Here is a 17,039-nt window from a genome sequence, read left to right on the forward strand (position 1 = left end):
ATACCAAAACATCGATTCCTTTTAGTTTTTTACCATTTATCCCATTAATGCAACTTTGTTTCATTTATACTAGTTTATAAAATTAACGCCTACTATTTTTGCAACGTGAATTTGAAAACAGGAATACTATTATCATTGATTTTACTGCTTGGCCATACTATTCAGGGGCAGGATTGTAATTTATCCATAAGAGGCAAAATCATCCATCTGGAAAACAATGAGCCTATTGAAGCAGCTTACATTTGGGTATCCGAAGCTGAAGAAGGAGCTGTCAGTGACCAGAATGGTAATTTCACCATAAAGAATCTCTGTAGTGGCACATATTCGCTTAGCATACAATTCCTTGCGCACAAAACCATCTCCGATACAGTAACGCTACAATCCAGCTCTTTTAGCAAGACCTATAGAATGGAGGAGGAAGCTGTGGGACTGCAGGGAATAGAAGTCCACGGGCATCGAGATGCGGTGCAGACTACAACAGCTGTTTCTGCTCTTTATGGAGAAAGTCTACTCGAATCAAGAGGAGAAAATCTAGGAGAAAGTCTAAAAAGAATCTCCGGCGTATCTACTTTTTCTACCGGAAACAGCATCGCTAAGCCTGTGATCCATGGCATGCACAGCAATAGAATCATGATCATGAACAATGGGATTCGATTGGAGGGACAACAATGGGGAGCAGAACATGCGCCGGAAATTGACCCTTTTCTAGCAGATGAGATCACAGTGGTAAAAGGTGCCGAGACGGTAAGATATGGCCCAGAAGCAATGGGAGGCGTTATTTTAGTGAATCCTGCTCCACTTCCAACAAATAAATTTAGCAAGACAAGTCTCAACCTGATCGGTGCAACTAACGGAGGAATGGGTAATATCAATCTGGTGCATGTGGGAGGTGCGGAAAAAGTTAAAGGCCTAGGATACAGAATTCAAGGATCTGCTAAAAGATCAGGTACTATAAAATCACCAGGATATTTTCAGGACAATACGGGCGTCAGTGAGCTTAATCTAAGCAGTTCTCTAGGGTATAGCAGTTCAAAACTTGGGGTGGAAGCTTATTACAGTTTATTCCATTCTGAGTTGGGAATATTGAATGATTCACATACAGGAAACCTTTCGGATTTAGAAAACATCATTGAAAATGGCCGCCCGTTCTCAGATGGAGAATTCACTTATGACATCCTCAATCCCAAACAACGGGTAACGCATCAGTTGGCTAAGTTAAAGTCACATTATCATATTTCTGAGAGTTGGAAAGTAAATTTCCAGTATGGATTTCAGCTGAATCACCGACAGGAATTTGACAAACGAAGAGGAGACCTGAATGAAAAAGCAAGTTTAGATTTAGAGCTTTTCACCAATACGCTAGACCTCTATGTAAATCACACCCATAAGAATGAATTAAGTGGCACTTGGGGTGTAAATCTCATTCAGCAGGCAAATAGCAATGTTCCAGGTACGGGTGTGACTCCTCTTATACCCAACTACGACATGGTCAATGTAGGAATGTACGCTATGGAGAAATATTCCAAAGGTCCACTAGAAGTGGAAGCTGGAGTTCGATATGACTTCAGAAATGTGAATACTGCCAGATACATTGATAATGAATTGAGAACAGCGGATTTGGATTATCAAAATTTTTCGGCATTCCTGGGAGGTCTTTACCATATCAGTCCAGACCTTACTTTCAATTCCAATCTTGGCTCAGCTTGGAGACCACCTAATGTCAATGAATTATTCTCTGAAGGTCTTCATCATGGCGCTGCAGCTGTGGAAATTGGTAATGCCGACCTAAATTCTGAAAAATCCCTTAAATGGATAAATGAATTACAATACGATGGAAATAAAACCCATTTGGAATTTACTGCTTACCTGAATCCTATTCAAGATTACATTTTCCTCAATCCTACAGGTGAAACCTACGTGAGCCTGAGAGGCACATTCAATGTATATGAATACTTGCAGGCAAATGCATTTTTTTATGGATTCGACTTTGCAGGAAGCTATGAATTCACGGACAAAATCAGTGGATATTTAAAAGGATCAATCGTACAGGCAAAGAACACAGAAGATGACAGCTACTTCCCATTTATTCCATCGAATAGAATGGATTGGGGTTTATCCTACAACTTCGCAAAGGATATTGACCCAAAAACCAATAAAATCACAATAAGTAATGTGTTGGTCGCAAAGCAAAACAGAGAGCCGGATTTCGACATTGCTCCTGCTCCCCCAGCTTATGCTTTATTCAACCTAGCCTACACCAAACAAGTAAACATCGGTGAAAACAAGATGAACCTTGGACTTCAAGTACAGAATGTATTCAATACCGAGTATAAAGACTATATGAACCGCTTTCGATACTTCACTTATGATATGGGAAGAAATGTCTTATTAAAAATAAACTATGAATTCTAACCAATTATTTTATGAACACTAAAAACAAACTTTACCTCATTGCACTAGCATTAGTATCATTTTCCATTTCAAGCTGCGAAAGTGAAGACCCAGTTCCTGAAAATGACGGAGAAGTGATCACAGATGTCACGCTGATGTTCCAAGAAATCGACGCCAGCGGAAATGCTGTAGGCTCACCTTTTGAATTTACAGCTTCTGACGCAGAAGGAATTGAAGTGGGTGGAGCACCAACGGTTGAAACCGTCAGATTGACAAAGGGTAAAACGTACCAAATGTCTATCGAAGTTTATAACTCCATCGAAAATGAAAATATCACTGAAGAGATTCAAGAAGAAGGCGATGAGCATCAATTCTATTTCTTGGGTTCTGCATTCAATAGCTCTCCATTTCTCTCGTATACCTATGACGATGAAGGTGGTGAGTTGATAGGACTGAAAGGCATCGTAGCTGTACAGGAGTTTCCAGGATTCAACAACGCTGAAATGCGTGTGATCCTTCGTCATGATTTGGACAAAAACTACCCAGGAGCAGAAAATCCAAATTTCACAGACTATGCTCAGGCAGGTGGAGAATCTGATTTGGATATCACTTTCCCAGTTGTAGTAGAGTAATTTTTATTCTAGTATTAAACATAAAAAGCAGCTTTAGAGCTGCTTTTTATGTTTAGAGTAAATCCAGAATTTTAAAAATCAGGAGAGCAAATCGTCATTAAATCTGCATAAAAACCTCCAACCTCATCTACATTCGATCCAACATTCCCAGCGACTAAAATCACTTGATAATCCGGACCTTCACTCGCCAAATGCACTTTCACATGTCCATCAAAAGTCTTCATATCCTCAAAGCTTAGCTTTGTACCATCCATCAAACTACCAAGAACGGTTTTACTCTGCAGGTCATCTCCACTTACTGGAGTAAGCATCAGAGCCATTGGCGCTTCTGGATCTGTATAATCTCCATGATGTAAATGGGCCGGAAAAGTAGTGGCAGCAGAACTTCTTTCTCCTACTAACTGTATGGTAGCCTCCAAATTACCATCTATCAATTCCCTGACAGAAAACGTCCCACTGTAGTCAAAATCACTGGCTTTAAACAATTGAAAATCCAATTTTTGTCCAGTATAAAGATCTTGATCGCTGTCAGTACAAGATCCAAAACCCATCAAAACCAGAAGCAAAACAATTATATTTCTCATAGATCTATTTTTCTAAACTCAACGCAAACAGATTTACAACTGTTCGGTTATTTCTAAAATTATCAATTCATTTGGAGTTCTTCCCGTTTTTTCAAATCGATTAGCTTCATAAACTTAACTAAATCTCCTTATAAATTTTACTAATGAAAGAAACGCGCCTAGCAGTTGGTTTGGATTATTTTCAAAAGAAAGGTTGGACGCTTTTTCCATTTCAGGAGCAAACTTGGAATGATTACCTCGACGGGAAATCCGGGCTTCTCAATGCTCCTACAGGCTCAGGTAAAACTTTTGCCCTTTGGTTTCCTGTCATTTTAGAATACATAAAAAATAATCCCGATTCCTGGCAGAGCCCCAAGAAAAATGGCATTCAGTTGATCTGGGTAACTCCCCTTCGTGCTTTGGCCCAGGATATCCAAAAAGCAATGCAGGAAGTCTGTGAGACCATCGGTCTTCCGTGGCAAGTAGTAGTTAGAAATGGTGACACGGACGCTAAAACCCGCGCCGCTATCAAGCGAAGACCACCTGAGTGTTTAATAACCACACCTGAGACTTTGCATGTGCTGATTTCCCAAAAAGATCACGCAGACCTTTTCCATACAGTGCAAGCCATTGTAGTAGACGAATGGCATGAGCTGGTTGGGAATAAGCGTGGCGTGCAGGTTCAGTTGGCACTTGAATACATTCAATCTATTTGCCCCAGCACTTTTCGCAGATGGGCAGTTTCTGCCACTATCGGAAACTTGGAAGCTGCCGCGAAAACGCTTTTGGGAGAAAATTTACCAGTTCATATCGTCAAGGCAGATATCAAGAAACTAATAATTCTAAATACAGTGATCCCGGAGGAGGTAGAGAAATACCCCTGGCATGGTCACTTGGGAATTAGAATGCTGGACCAAGTCATTCCGATTATTGAAGCAGGCAAAACAGTTTTGCTTTTCACCAACACCCGATCACAAACGGAAATCTGGTATCAGAAGATACTTGAGGCAAGGCCAGATTGGGCAGGCTGGATTGCCATGCACCATGGTTCATTAGATATGTCTGTTCGTGGTTGGGTGGAAAACGCGCTTCATGAAGGAAAGTTAAAACTGGTAGTCTGTACCTCCAGTCTGGACTTGGGAGTAGATTTTCGACCTGTGAACCGAGTTATCCAGGTTGGCAGTCCAAAAGGAGTATCCCGCTTCATGCAGCGAGCCGGGCGTGCTTCCCATCAGCCCGGATTACCTTCGGAGATATTTTTTGTACCCACTAATTCACTGGAATTAATCGAAGCTGCTGCCCTTCGAGATGCGATAGAAAAGGAAGAAATGGAGTCACAGTTCCCTCCTATCCTAGCCTATGACGTCTTGATTCAATTTCTGGTAACGCTCGCAGTCGGTGATGGATTTGATGAAAAGTCAATCTATGACGTGGTGAAAAAGTGTCATTCCTATAAAACCTTATCTGTAGCGGAGATGTCTTGGGTGATGGACTTTATCACCAAAGGCGGTGCTTCATTGGCAAGTTATGAGGACTTTTTGAAGGTAATCCAAACTGAGGATGGACTTTATAAGGTCACAAATAAAAAGATAGCGATGAAGCACCGCTTGTCTATGGGGACAATCGTCTCAGAGGCTATGATTAAAGTAAAGTTCAAAAATGGAGCCTACCTCGGTACTGTGGAAGAATCCTTTATTTCAAAAATGAAAATTGGCGACCGATTTTTCTTTACAGGAAGAAGTCTTGAATTGCTAAGAGTAAATGGGTTGACAGCTACAGTAAAAGTTTCTGAAAAGAAGACGACTAATGTAGTAAGTTGGATGGGGGCAAGAATGTCACTTTCATCTAAACTGGCTGAAAAGATCCGGGAGATCTTCGAACTCTACAATCAGGGAATTTCAATCTCAGAAGAAATTGTCCAGGCATCGCCTATTTTGGAGCTGCAAAACCGTCTTTCTATTGTCCCAAACAAGGATACTTTTTTGCTAGAATCGCATGAGACTAATCAAGGGTTTCACATCTTCTTTTATCCATTCGAGGGTAGGGCAATTCATGAATTAATGAGCGCATTGATCGCCTACAGAATCAGCGTCAGCTATCCTGTCACCTTCAGTATGGCTATGAATGATTATGGATTTGAACTGCTTTGCGACAGCTATGTGAATATCGAGGAAATACTTGAGGAGGATCTTTTTTCTCTCAAAAACCTCCGGGAAGATATCCTTCGCTGTGTAAATGAGACGGAAATGACACGAAGAAAATTTAGAGAGATTGCAAGTATTGCAGGGTTAGTCTTTCAGGGTTATCCGGGAAAGCCAACTACGTTCAAGCATATCCAAGCTAATTCAAGTTTACTTTTTCAGGTTTTTGAGCAATATGATCCTGAGAATCTATTGCTAAAACAAGCACACGGCGAGGCAATAGATCAGCAAATGGAAGAGGATAAAATGATTCATGCGTTGCAAAAAATCAATCGTCAACGATTGGTAGTGAAGCACCCGGTGCAATTCACTCCTTTTTCCTTTCCAATAATGGTAGACCGACTAAGTAGAACGTCCATCAGCTCTGAATCAATTGAAGACCGAATAGCGAAGATCCAGGCGCAGTTTCAGGTGACAGATTAATTAGCTCTCCAGAAGAATGGAGTGAATAAAATTAGGAGTGTAAATAGCTCCAATCGTCCTAGAAGCATAATTACAGAGAGGAAGATTTTTGCCGAAGGCGAGAAAAAAGCAAAATTATCAACCGGTCCTACTTTGCCGATTCCCGGACCGACATTGGCAAGAGAAGTGGCGACCGAACCTAGTGAAGTGGCCAAATCATACCCCATGAGAGAAAGAGCCAAGGCACCTAACACAAAAGTCAAAAGGTAAATCAACAAGAAATTCATGATATGCGTGATGATCCTACCCGTAACTCTATCCCCATTGATCATCAAAGGTACAATCGCTCTTGGGTGAACCAATCGCTTAAATTCAAGCCATGAATTCTTAATGAATGTCAGATGTCTTACAAACTTGATCCCACCGGCAGTAGAGCCTGCACAACCACCTAAAAACAACAACATAAAGCAGATGAAAGTCAGACCTTGACTGTACTGGGTATAATCATCTGTTACGTATCCGGTAGTTGTAACAATCGAAACAACTTGAAATAAAGATTTGCGGAAGGCCAATTCATGGCTTACACCACCATTTGCGAAAATCGGGTAATACAGGATAATTGCAAGGGCAAGAAGGGTAAACCCATAGGTTTTGAACTCATCACTTCGCAACACTCTTTTGAATTTCCCGATCAGACCAAAATAGATCACAGTAAAGTTTGTGCCCGCCAAAAACATGAAGAAGATAGCTACATACTGAATGAATGCTGAATCGTAATAAGCCATACTCGCATTCTTGGTAGAGAATCCTCCGGTCGCTAGCGTAGTAAGGGCATGATTGATCGCATCGAAAAAGGTCATTCCTCCCACCCAATAGAGTAAAGTTGCCAAGACAGTAAGCCCTACATAGACGTACCACAGACGCTTCGCTGTTTCAGAAATTCTCGGGTGAACTTTATCAGAAGTAGGTCCAGGAGATTCTGCTACAAAGAGCTCAATCCCGCCTATTCCTAAAAGTGGGAAAATAGCAACTGTCAAAACGATGATTCCCAAACCACCGATCCACTGTGTCATACTTCTCCAAAAAAGCAACCCCTTAGGCATAGCTTCAATATCTGTCAAAATAGAAGCTCCTGTGGTAGTGAGGCCAGACATGGTCTCGAAAAGCGCATCCGAAAATCCATTTATCTGGTTACTGAGCACATATGGAAGCATTCCAAATCCTGCCATAAAAACCCAGCTCAGGGCAACTATGAGGTACCCTTCCCGCTTCCGAATATTCTGATCTTGCTTAGAAAATGAGAAAAAAAGCGTGGCTCCGATAACCATGGTGATCAGGGCAGAACTCAAGATAGGCCAAGGGTCTTCATCGAAATGAATTGAAAAAATAATTCCAGGAAGCATCAAAAGGGAAATTAGCACCAAGAGTGCTCCCATGATTTTCCCGATTTCTTTAAAATGGATCATCCCTTAATGAAACAGTTTTTCTAGTGCATTCTTGGCTTCTGGCAATGCCAATACAATAGCTTTATCGTTCAAATCCAGCTGAAAATCCCCATCTGGAATAAAGACTTCTTCTCCACGGATAACTCCAGCTACAATAGCCGAATCTGGAAAGTGCAATTCTCTAAGTGGATTTTTAATTAATCTGTTATTCTTACAAACGGAGTATTGGATAAACTCAGCGTCTACTCCATAAATACCAGAAACAGCCTCCACTGTACCCTTTTTCAAGAATCTTGAAATCTCATTTGCTGCAACCAGTTTCTTGTTGATAAGCGAATCGACACCAATACTATGAGAAATATGGATATACTCCCGCGTATCAACGTGAGCAATTGTTTTGTACACACCGTGATTTTTGGCAGTCAAACTCGCAATAATATTCGTCTCAGATGATTCGGTCAATGCTAGAAATGCATCCATTTGCTCCAAGCCCTCTTCGATTAGCAATTCTACATTTTTATAATCTCCGTTGATCACTAGCGAATTTTTAAGATTCTCAGCTAGCCACTTACAGCGTTCCTTGTCCTTATTGATTAGAGTTACTCTGAAATGATCTTCTAGCCTGAGCGCAGTAGTCAAGGCCATATCATCACCACCGATAATCATCACATTTTTGATGGTATACTTTTCTTGACCTAGCACTTCCATGATGGTCTGTGTATTTTTCTTATTCGAAATGAAAAATACGTGGTCATTGTTTCGAATGATCGTGCTGCCTCTAGGTATTAGTGTTTTTTGATCCCTCAGAATCGCTATTATTCGAATGTCATCAAAAATTGGATTGGATTTGGTATCCATAATCCGCTGGTTGACCAAAGGATTGCTTTGATCTAAGGTGATCCCAACAATATTGAGTTTTCCGCCTTCAAAATCGAAAACTTCAGTGAAGCTGGAGTTTTCAATCATATTAAAAATGTGCTTGCTGCAAAGCATTGTAGGCGAAATCAGATTGTCAATGCCTAAATTTTTGAAATAGGCCAAATTATCAGACTCCATATACGAGTGATTTCTCACTCTAGCCATCACACGTTTTGCTCCAAGTTGCTTTGCCAAAACAGCAGTAACAATATTGGTTTTCTCAGAGGTTGTAACCGCCAAAACCATGCTGGCTCTGTTCACATTAGCACGTTTGAGAATTTCAAAAGAGGTAGCATCTCCCTGAACTGTTAATACGTCGAGTTTGGAGGACACGTAGTCCAGGACTTCTCTGTCTGTATCGATCAGCGTGATGTCCTTATTATCAAAACTTAATTGCTCAGCGAGGTGGTAACCCATATCTCCAGCACCGGCAATCACTATATTCATCCCCATAGAGGTAATTCAGGTGATTTTTGAATTGGCAAAAATAATAGCTTTCTAAATGGTAATCAGATATTAAGCAATTTCTTTTGGCCTTACGAGTCAAAGTAACAAACCTAAAATCTAAAAATTCACTTTTTGCGAGGTTTTTTCAACCTTCCTCTATTCTAAAACATCAGTCCTCGAGCAGTTTACTACTTTCAGCTTCTGGCAATTCCTGGATATCTTTCAACTTCCGCTGAATCACTCTTGTTCTTGCTCCCACCAGTTTGTCTAGTTCAGAATTTGCCTCTGAAAGCTTCTTCTGGGTCTTTTCGATCAGCTCACCGAATTTCCCAAACTCGGTTTTGATCGCTCCCAAAACTTGCCAAACCTCAGAACTTCTCTTCTGTATCGCCAAGGTTCTAAATCCCATTTGGAGACTATTTAAGATGGCAGAAAGTGTAGTTGGGCCCGTTACCAGCACTTTATAATCTTGCTGGATTTGCTGTGTGAGCCCAGGTTCCCGGAGGATTTCAGCATAAAGACTTTCTACAGGGAGAAAAAGTAGAGCGAAATCAGTAGTGTAAGGTGGATGAATATATTTGTTTTGAATATCCTGCGCTGCTTTTCTTACGGCTTTGAAAAGCTCATTTCGATTCATTTCTATTTCCGGCTTGGAGGCTATTTCATAGGCGTCAACCAGTCTTAAATAAGATTCTTGTGGGAATTTAGAATCTATTGGTAGGAGAACAGGATCATTTTGTCCTGGCATTTTCACAGCAAATTCTACACGCTCCCGATTCCCCTTGCCTACTTCAGCATTCAAAACATATTGCTCAGCAGAAAGTAAATTCTCCAAAATAGCCTGCAACTGATATTCCCCTAGAACGCCTCGACTCTTTACGTTCGTCAAAACACGCTTCAAATCCCCAACACCAGATGCCAAGCTTTGCATTTCGCCCAAGCCTTTTTGAACTGCCTGAAGCTGATTACTCACCATCTCAAAGGATTGTCCAAGACGGGTTTCAAGAGTCTTCTGTAGCTTTTCATCTACTGTTTCACGGATTTTCTCGAGCCGTAACTCAGTGTTTTTCATCAAATCCTCTTGACGTCTGTTCAACTCAGAGAACTTCTCTCGCTGAAGTGTATTGAATTCTTGGACATTTTGGCGAAAAACCTCTCCAAAGGATTTCAAAGCCTCATTTTGATCCTTGGAATTAGCGCGAATACTGTTGAAAACCAGCTGAAACTGGTTCGTTAGATTCTCACTTGCTTCACGTCTGGATTGTGCCAAAGCCACTTCGAGCTCTTTACTCATTCTAGCCAATTCAGCTTGCAAAAAAGTTTTTTCCTGCTCATTGTTCTTTCGCAGGAAAAATAGAACTATGAAGATCACTTGAAGAATGATCACTAAAACAATCAAATATTCAATCGGCATATGTCATTAGTTTGGGTTCCTGAAAGTAGTCCATTCGTACCTCCACCCCTAAAAACGAGAGATATTTAGCGACAGACTCCGTCGGTATTTCTTCCATAGGCACATGACCAGCATTATCAAAAACTACCAATTTGGACCCTGGAATAGCTTTTTCTAACGCATATCCCTGAGACACAGGAATCCAGGAATCTTCCTTTCCCCACATAATCAAAGTTGGCATATTCAGCCTTTCAAAATCTATACGCGTCTCGCGAGGTGCTCCTAATCTATCCAACGTAGCTTTCCGATTGCCTGCACGAAGCATTAATTCATAATATCGGGTGATTGCCTGATCAGTGATCTTATCGGGATCCGCATAGACCTGCTTCATATTCATCCCGAAAAGAAACTTAGGCGTGCATTTCAAAAGTATAGATGAAAAAACCGGATTCTTAGCCACTTTAATAATCCAGGGATCAGTTTTCTCAGGCGCTTGCTCATCCATCCTCAACTCAGGAATAGAAGGTGCGCCAGATGCGTCAATAAGGTTTAATGATAGAACTTTATCCGGCCGAGTTGATGCAATTTGCATCGCTACAGCTCCTCCCATGGAATTTCCGGCCAAATGAAACTTATCAAGGTTCAGCTTTTCGGATAATTCTAAAATCAAAAGTGAGTAATCCGTTAAACTATATCGCATCAACTCATCTGGACCAGTAAGTCCATGACCAGGAAAATCAACTGAAATAGTAAGAAAGTAAGGACTCAATTCCTGCTGCCAAGCATCCCAAGTATGAAGTGAAGAAAAACTTCCATGAAGCAGAATTATCGGCTCTCCCTCTCCCATGATCCGCACATGCACATTCATTCCATCGATGGATATAAAATGTGATTCGGGGGTAGCATATTTCTGCTCCAGTTCCTCTGCCGGAATATCACTTCTAAAAAGTAAAAACAAAAAGAAAACAAACGATAAAACAATTACCATCAATACTTTTAAAATTCGTTTGATCCAAACCATAAAATCGGCTTTTTTGAGTTTGTGATTAGTTGCTCCAGAAATAAAAAAGTACAAAAACCCTACCCTATTCTATAGCTTGATATTTAAATATAAACTTTGAGTTTTAAATCATTCATTAATAATCTTGGGCCAGGCCCAATTATCGCAGCGGCTTTCATCGGTCCTGGCACTGTGACCGTGTGTACCTTAGCCGGAGTGAATTTCGGATTCAGCTTACTTTGGGCCTTGGGTTTATCGATTATTTCCACCGTGATTTTACAAGAAATCTCCGGCAGAATAGGTCTAGTTACAGGTCAGGATCTTAGCCAATTGATTCGAAATCAGTCTGGAAAGCCACTTTTCAAGATTTTCTCAATGATTCTGGTGCTAACTGCAATTGGCCTCGGAAATGCAGCTTATGAATCGGGGAATATATCGGGAACAAACTTAGGACTTCAGGTTTTCTGGGATGCTCCAACGCTAAATTTTGCAAGTTTTGAGATTCAGACTGGAAATTTAATCTTAGGTATTTTTGCTTTCAGTTTGCTTTGGCTGGGTAATTACAAAGCTTTGGAGCGGGTGCTTGTGGGCTTGGTTATCTTCATGTCTATTGCTTTTTCTGTAACAGCCATACTGACAAAGCCCGATTGGACGGCTGTTTTTGGAGGTTTTGTTCCAAATTGGAATGATGCCAATCTACCTACTTTGGTTGCTTTGATCGGGACAACTGTAGTTCCTTATAATCTATTTCTATACGCAAGCTTGGCTAAAAATCGCTGGTCAGGATCTGATGACATCTCTTGGATGCGAAGAGATATTGCTATCTCCATCATTCTTGGCGGACTCGTTTCCATGGCTATTTTGATGGTAGGAGCAGCAAATTCAAGTAGTGAAATCTCTAGCGCGATTGACGTGTCCAAAGGATTAGAAGGGCTTTTTGGGAACTTTGCGAAGTATCTCATGGGTTTCGGACTAATGGCAGCTGGCCTCACTTCCAGTATCACAGCACCGCTTGCAGCAGGACTGGTAATATGCGGAATAATGGGCTGGAGTCAGGAAATCCGCTCAAGATCCATGCGCATATCTATGGGGGTAATCGTGGGACTTGGGCTTCTCTTTGCCTCACTTGGAATCAAACCTGTGCAATTAATCACCCTCGCCCAACTGGCAAATGGAGTTCTACTTCCTCTCATCAGTGGATGGATTATTTGGATTGCTTCGCAAAAAGAGGTTTTGGGAAATTTCCGAAATAAGCCTTCGCAAACAATCCTAGCAGTGTTAATCTGGCTTGTCACTTTAGCACTTGGATTGAAAAGTATTTTGGCGGTTTTGGGATATAATTATTGATATTATTTACTTAAGGCCTTGATTATTCTCTCTTGATTTATAACTATATCTCTGAAAAGAACATATGGAAATTCTTGATATTTAGACTCTTTGAATGCCTCGTATATATTCAGTAAAGTAGAAGCTGTAAGAAGAGAAAGGTTCATCTCCACATCCATTTCGCAATCCGTCACAAAATCATCGCTGAATTCTGGAGCAACTAAGAGAATTTTAACTATACGAAGATTATTTTTCAATGAGAGATTTTGGTAGGACTTCAATTGTCTTGAAACGGTACTGAATTTATTGTATCCGCTTTCCTTACTAGTCTTACACTCAATTATGATAATTTCATTTTTACCTAAGTTTATTAGGATATCCATTAAATCCTTACTCGTATTTAATTCTTGTTTTAGTTGCTCATCAACATTAAAACCTAAACCTTTAAAAATCACTCTGGTTAGTTCTTCAAATTTCAGCCCCAATTCACTCTCTTTTATCTGAATTCCATTTTCTTTTAATTGATTATAATTTCTGTAAGCAACGTTTTCGTAATTTTCTAAGTAGAGATTTTCTACATCTTTGTAATGCTCCAAAATATTGAGGATATCATCCCCTCTGAGCTTCACACCATTGTCTTTTTTGAATTTCTCGATATCCGCTTTGTCAATGAGATCGAGAATATCTCTAGGCTTGATATTGTAATCCAATAAAAAGTCAGCTTTTAAAACATATTCATCTTGCAGTTCAAAATGATCTTTAAGATTCTTATTCAATGCTGGTAATGACTTATTTAATTCAGTCAATAATTTTTCATAACCATCTATTGAAATCCCAACTTTTTCGTCCTTCTCAACAGCTTCAAAGTATTGAATCAAACTATCTATTTTTTCATTAAGCGTACTTCCCTTAAGGTTTGGGATTAAAAGCCCCTTTTCACAAAGCTCATTCAACGTTTTTTTCTTTTCAGTCAGGTTAATACCTTCTTTATAAATATCATTCAACAATAAATCAGTATAAGGAACTCCTTCTTTGATTATCTCTTCTATTTTCTCCGAGTAGCTCAATTTCCTATCAATGTTGTGCTTTTTAGCAATTGAATTTATAATAGGTTCTCTGAGCAGTTTAAGAGTCCTTCTATAAAATTTATCTGCTACTTCCTTCTTTCTAACTTTTCTGAGAAGTCGCACCATTTCATCAGCAACAAAAATGGTATTCTCTTTTTTAGAGTAAAAAATCACTCCAATATTTTTTAGATTATTTACTACATCGAGTATCTCCGTCTTTTTTACAGGTAAAATCGAATAGTTAATCAATTTTATTTCCTCTTGTGATAAACCAAGTACTTTTGATAGAGTCAAAATAATCGATAGTTCATCGGATGTGATTTTTGCTTCTCTATTATTTGCTACATCGTTATGAAAAGCAGTAGATAAACAAGATTGGTATATTTTGTAATCTCTTTTTCTAGACTCACTAAGTTCCGATTTATCATTTTCAAACTCTGACGACAAGTTCTTTATCTTAACTTTTAATTGTTTGAGTTCTGCATCATACAGCCTTGAAAACCAATCTTGCTTCATGATACAGTTTCCATCTCGAGTTATAATATCTATCAGAATATCCAACTGGGAAGAAGCCTCTTGGAATTCGGCTTTAATAAAATCCATAAATTCAGGAGATGTTAAATCAAAAATCTTTGCAATATTTTGATTATCAACTGATTTAATACTTTTACTAGTTGGTACTAAGATTTTTTCTACTTGCTTCGCTATATCCTTATTAGATGAAATAATATTATCAATGATTTTAATGAAAGAGTTTTTTTCTATTGAGCTGAGCCTGTCTAGGATCTTTTCCAGTTTCATAGTTTTCTGGGTTAAATGATGTCCAAAAATTTCAGTCCAGAAAAGATGTTTCAAAAATTTAAATGCCTTATGAAAACAAAAAGTTGGACTAAAAAGACTTTCAATATAGCAAGACCAAACCTATTAAACCAAAAAATAATTATTTCAAATACATTTAATTTCAACTTAATGCCCTGAAGTAGAAATTCAATCAAATTTATTTCCTTATCTCTAAAGAGTTATTCTCTTACTGAAAAGCGGGCAACCCTGTCAAACTTTAAGCGCTAAGTGCATTTTTTGCCAATTTTTATTCTGGAAATGGCTCAAATCAATAATAACACTGGCCTTATTTTTTCAATAAAAAACCTCAATGAGTCACCTTTGGGATATTATTTAACATCAATTTTTATACTCTAAATTTTTATCAAAATGGGAAATCTTAATGATACTCAATTAAAAAAATTACAGGCAAGTAGAAGCCTCAAGACAAAATTTCAGGCAATGCAGGTCTTGCAGGTGGATAGAAAAAACATCACGCAAGTCCTGAAAGGTAGCGAAGGCAAAAGCAAAGCTGACCTAGACCTTACATCTAAAGCAATTCTACTAAGAAGCCAACAAGGGGATTTCGAAGAAGCTTTTGAATTGGCATCCTGGTCATCAAAAGCAAATCCTGAGTCCCGAAAAGTGGTAGTAAAGAGTTTTTTGAAAAATAGACAGGCTCCCCTCTTAGTTCATCAGATTGCGAGGCTAAAGAGATCTGAAGCTGGAGATATGATGAAGGATTACTTCGGAGAAGGCGGAGATATTAAGGATGTCGCAGAATGGATGAGTGCAGCAGGGAAAATCTTGAAAACTGGTGTGGTACCAGACGAAACAGATGGGCTTTGGGGCTGGATCAAGGATACAGCTAGCAATGTAGTAGATGCCGTGGTGGGAGCCATTAATACTGTGGCAGATGCTATTGCAGCTGCCGGCAAAAATTTGGCAGATGCGGTAGCTAAGGTAGTAACCTGGACACAAGCTAAAATAGATGACTTTGTAGAGGCAGTTCTCGCTGCCGGAAAATCCATCTCTCAATTATTATCTGAAGCTGTGAAGAAGGGTCTATCTGCTGTGAAGAAATTTGTTCAAGCAATCATCGAAGCTGGTAAAAAAGCGCTGGATATTCTTAACTGGGCAATCAGCCAAGCAACAAACATTTTAAAAGAAGTACTCAAAAAGCTAGAAGAACTTCTTGGCTCATTCACTTCTTTATTGATTGAAGTAGCAAAAATGGCAGCATCCAGGCTAAATGCGATAGTAAGAGCCCTAGTAAGTGCTGGAAAAAGAGTCATAGACTTTATTTCCAGATTGAACCGCTTTGCGCTTGATTTTGGAAAGAGGCTGGTTCAGGAATTAAAAAAGATTGGGAAAACTGTCCGGGAAATAATGCTGGCAGTAATCAATCAAACTCGCTTAATCGCGAGGGTGGTGATTGAAGCATTGAAGGATTTGGGAACTACTGTATTTAGCATGCTGAAAGAGGTGATTTCTCGAACAGCCCAGCATTTGGCAGTAATCATTGGAGCGATGAAAGATTTGGCAATTTCCCTAAGCGCTATTATCAATGACATTGCACGATTTGTAGCAGCTGAAGCTAGAAAACTCATGCAAGCATTACGAATCATTTGGACTAGAATGAAGGAGATCCTTGAAGTCATTGCACAAAAGTCAGTATCTGTTATTCGCACGTTGATTACAGCGATCGTTGGCACTGTTAATCATTGGCGAGAAGTGTTTAAGGAAATCATCACCAATGTCAGAGACGCTTTCAGAGAGGGACTAATTAAAGGCTTAATCGAAATTGGTAAATCTGCTGTGACTTTGATGATAGAAGCGACGAAACTAGGAGCAAGTATTGCAGCAGTTACTTTTGCTATTTTGATGGATATTTTTGGGTCACACCGAGGCCTCAATGCAAGTGAAAGAGCAGAGGCTGAAAAAGTGTTTGGGGTTTCAATTGACTTAGATCGAGTGAAATTAACTGACGCTAGTTTAGCTGCAGACTTGATTATGTGGATGAACAAAAACCGTCCATTTACTACGATGTACGTCATCAATCACAAGTCTGGTGCTACCTTAAGTATGGACGTTTTGATCCATGAATTGACGCACGTTTGGCAGGCAGTTACTTCGGGTGGTGTTTATATGATTGAGGCATTGCATTCTCAGTTCTTTGGCAAAGCCTATAACCTATCAGAAGATGATCTGAGAAATGCAGGAGGTAAATTACTGAATTTGGAAAGAGAGCAACAAGCTGTTGTAGTTCAGGAATTTTGGAAGGCAGAATTTGACGGGCAAAGGACCAGGATTCCAGTTGACCTTCTTCGACCTTATGCTAAGCAAGTCCACAAATCTCGATTTGTAATCAACAGATTTGCCTTAAAAGATTTACAGCTTAGCAGCAAACTTATTTTCGCAACTAAATAATTTTT

General features: G+C 39.6%; 11 protein-coding genes. 5 read left to right on the top strand and 6 right to left on the bottom strand.

Features of this window, described 5'->3' with window-relative positions:
• Nucleotides 1-105: 105 nt before the first annotated feature.
• Nucleotides 106-2,412, top strand: coding sequence for a TonB-dependent receptor (locus LV83_RS04730; protein ID WP_111610386.1), 2,307 nt, complete (start codon nt 106-108; stop codon nt 2,410-2,412).
• A gap of 11 nt (nt 2,413-2,423) precedes the next feature.
• Complete coding sequence (locus LV83_RS04735; protein WP_111610387.1) at nt 2,424-3,023, top strand: hypothetical protein; 600 nt, start codon at nt 2,424-2,426, stop codon at nt 3,021-3,023.
• Between the two features lie 71 nt (nt 3,024-3,094).
• On the opposite strand, the gene LV83_RS04740 is transcribed toward LV83_RS04735, so the two are convergent.
• A complete protein-coding gene (locus LV83_RS04740) occupies nt 3,095-3,607 on the bottom strand; it encodes a hypothetical protein (protein WP_111610388.1) in 513 nt (170 codons plus the stop codon).
• Nucleotides 3,608-3,750: 143 nt separating this feature from the next.
• Between LV83_RS04740 and LV83_RS04745 the strand changes: the two genes are divergently transcribed.
• Nucleotides 3,751-6,210 (top strand): ligase-associated DNA damage response DEXH box helicase, encoded by a 2,460-nt coding sequence (locus LV83_RS04745; RefSeq protein ID WP_111610389.1) that lies wholly within the window; start codon nt 3,751-3,753, stop codon nt 6,208-6,210.
• On the opposite strand, the gene LV83_RS04750 is transcribed toward LV83_RS04745, so the two are convergent.
• The 4 genes from LV83_RS04750 to LV83_RS04765 all read right to left on the bottom strand — a co-directional run bounded on the left by LV83_RS04750 (nt 6,207) and on the right by LV83_RS04765 (nt 11,413).
• On the bottom strand, nt 6,207-7,655 hold the full coding sequence (locus LV83_RS04750) for a TrkH family potassium uptake protein (protein ID WP_111610390.1): 1,449 nt from the start codon (nt 7,653-7,655) through the stop codon (nt 6,207-6,209). The genes LV83_RS04745 and LV83_RS04750 overlap by 4 nt on opposite strands.
• Nucleotides 7,656-7,658: 3 nt before the next feature.
• Nucleotides 7,659-9,005 (bottom strand): Trk system potassium transporter TrkA, encoded by a 1,347-nt coding sequence (gene trkA, locus LV83_RS04755; protein WP_111610391.1) that lies wholly within the window; start codon nt 9,003-9,005, stop codon nt 7,659-7,661.
• Between the two features lie 163 nt (nt 9,006-9,168).
• Nucleotides 9,169-10,413 (bottom strand): DNA recombination protein RmuC, encoded by a 1,245-nt coding sequence (rmuC, locus tag LV83_RS04760; protein WP_111610392.1) that lies wholly within the window; start codon nt 10,411-10,413, stop codon nt 9,169-9,171.
• The gene (locus LV83_RS04765; RefSeq protein WP_211320454.1) at nt 10,403-11,413 is read right to left on the bottom strand and encodes an alpha/beta fold hydrolase; all 1,011 of its coding nucleotides are present in this window, start codon (nt 11,411-11,413) and stop codon (nt 10,403-10,405) included. The genes rmuC and LV83_RS04765 overlap by 11 nt, the downstream gene beginning before the upstream one ends.
• 96 nt (nt 11,414-11,509) lie before the next feature.
• Here LV83_RS04765 and LV83_RS04770 point away from each other — a divergent pair, with 96 nt between their 5' ends.
• A complete protein-coding gene (locus LV83_RS04770; RefSeq protein ID WP_111610393.1) occupies nt 11,510-12,739 on the top strand; it encodes an Nramp family divalent metal transporter in 1,230 nt (409 codons plus the stop codon).
• A gap of 2 nt (nt 12,740-12,741) precedes the next feature.
• On the opposite strand, the gene LV83_RS04775 is transcribed toward LV83_RS04770, so the two are convergent.
• Nucleotides 12,742-14,586 (bottom strand): hypothetical protein, encoded by a 1,845-nt coding sequence (locus tag LV83_RS04775; RefSeq protein WP_111610394.1) that lies wholly within the window; start codon nt 14,584-14,586, stop codon nt 12,742-12,744.
• A 408-nt stretch (nt 14,587-14,994) separates the two neighbouring features.
• Between LV83_RS04775 and LV83_RS04780 the strand changes: the two genes are divergently transcribed.
• Nucleotides 14,995-17,034, top strand: coding sequence for a hypothetical protein (locus LV83_RS04780; RefSeq protein WP_111610395.1), 2,040 nt, complete (start codon nt 14,995-14,997; stop codon nt 17,032-17,034).
• The last annotated feature ends 5 nt before the right edge of the window (nt 17,035-17,039 follow it).

This window comes from Algoriphagus yeomjeoni (assembly GCF_003259505.1).
Lineage (GTDB): Bacteria > Bacteroidota > Bacteroidia > Cytophagales > Cyclobacteriaceae > Algoriphagus > Algoriphagus yeomjeoni.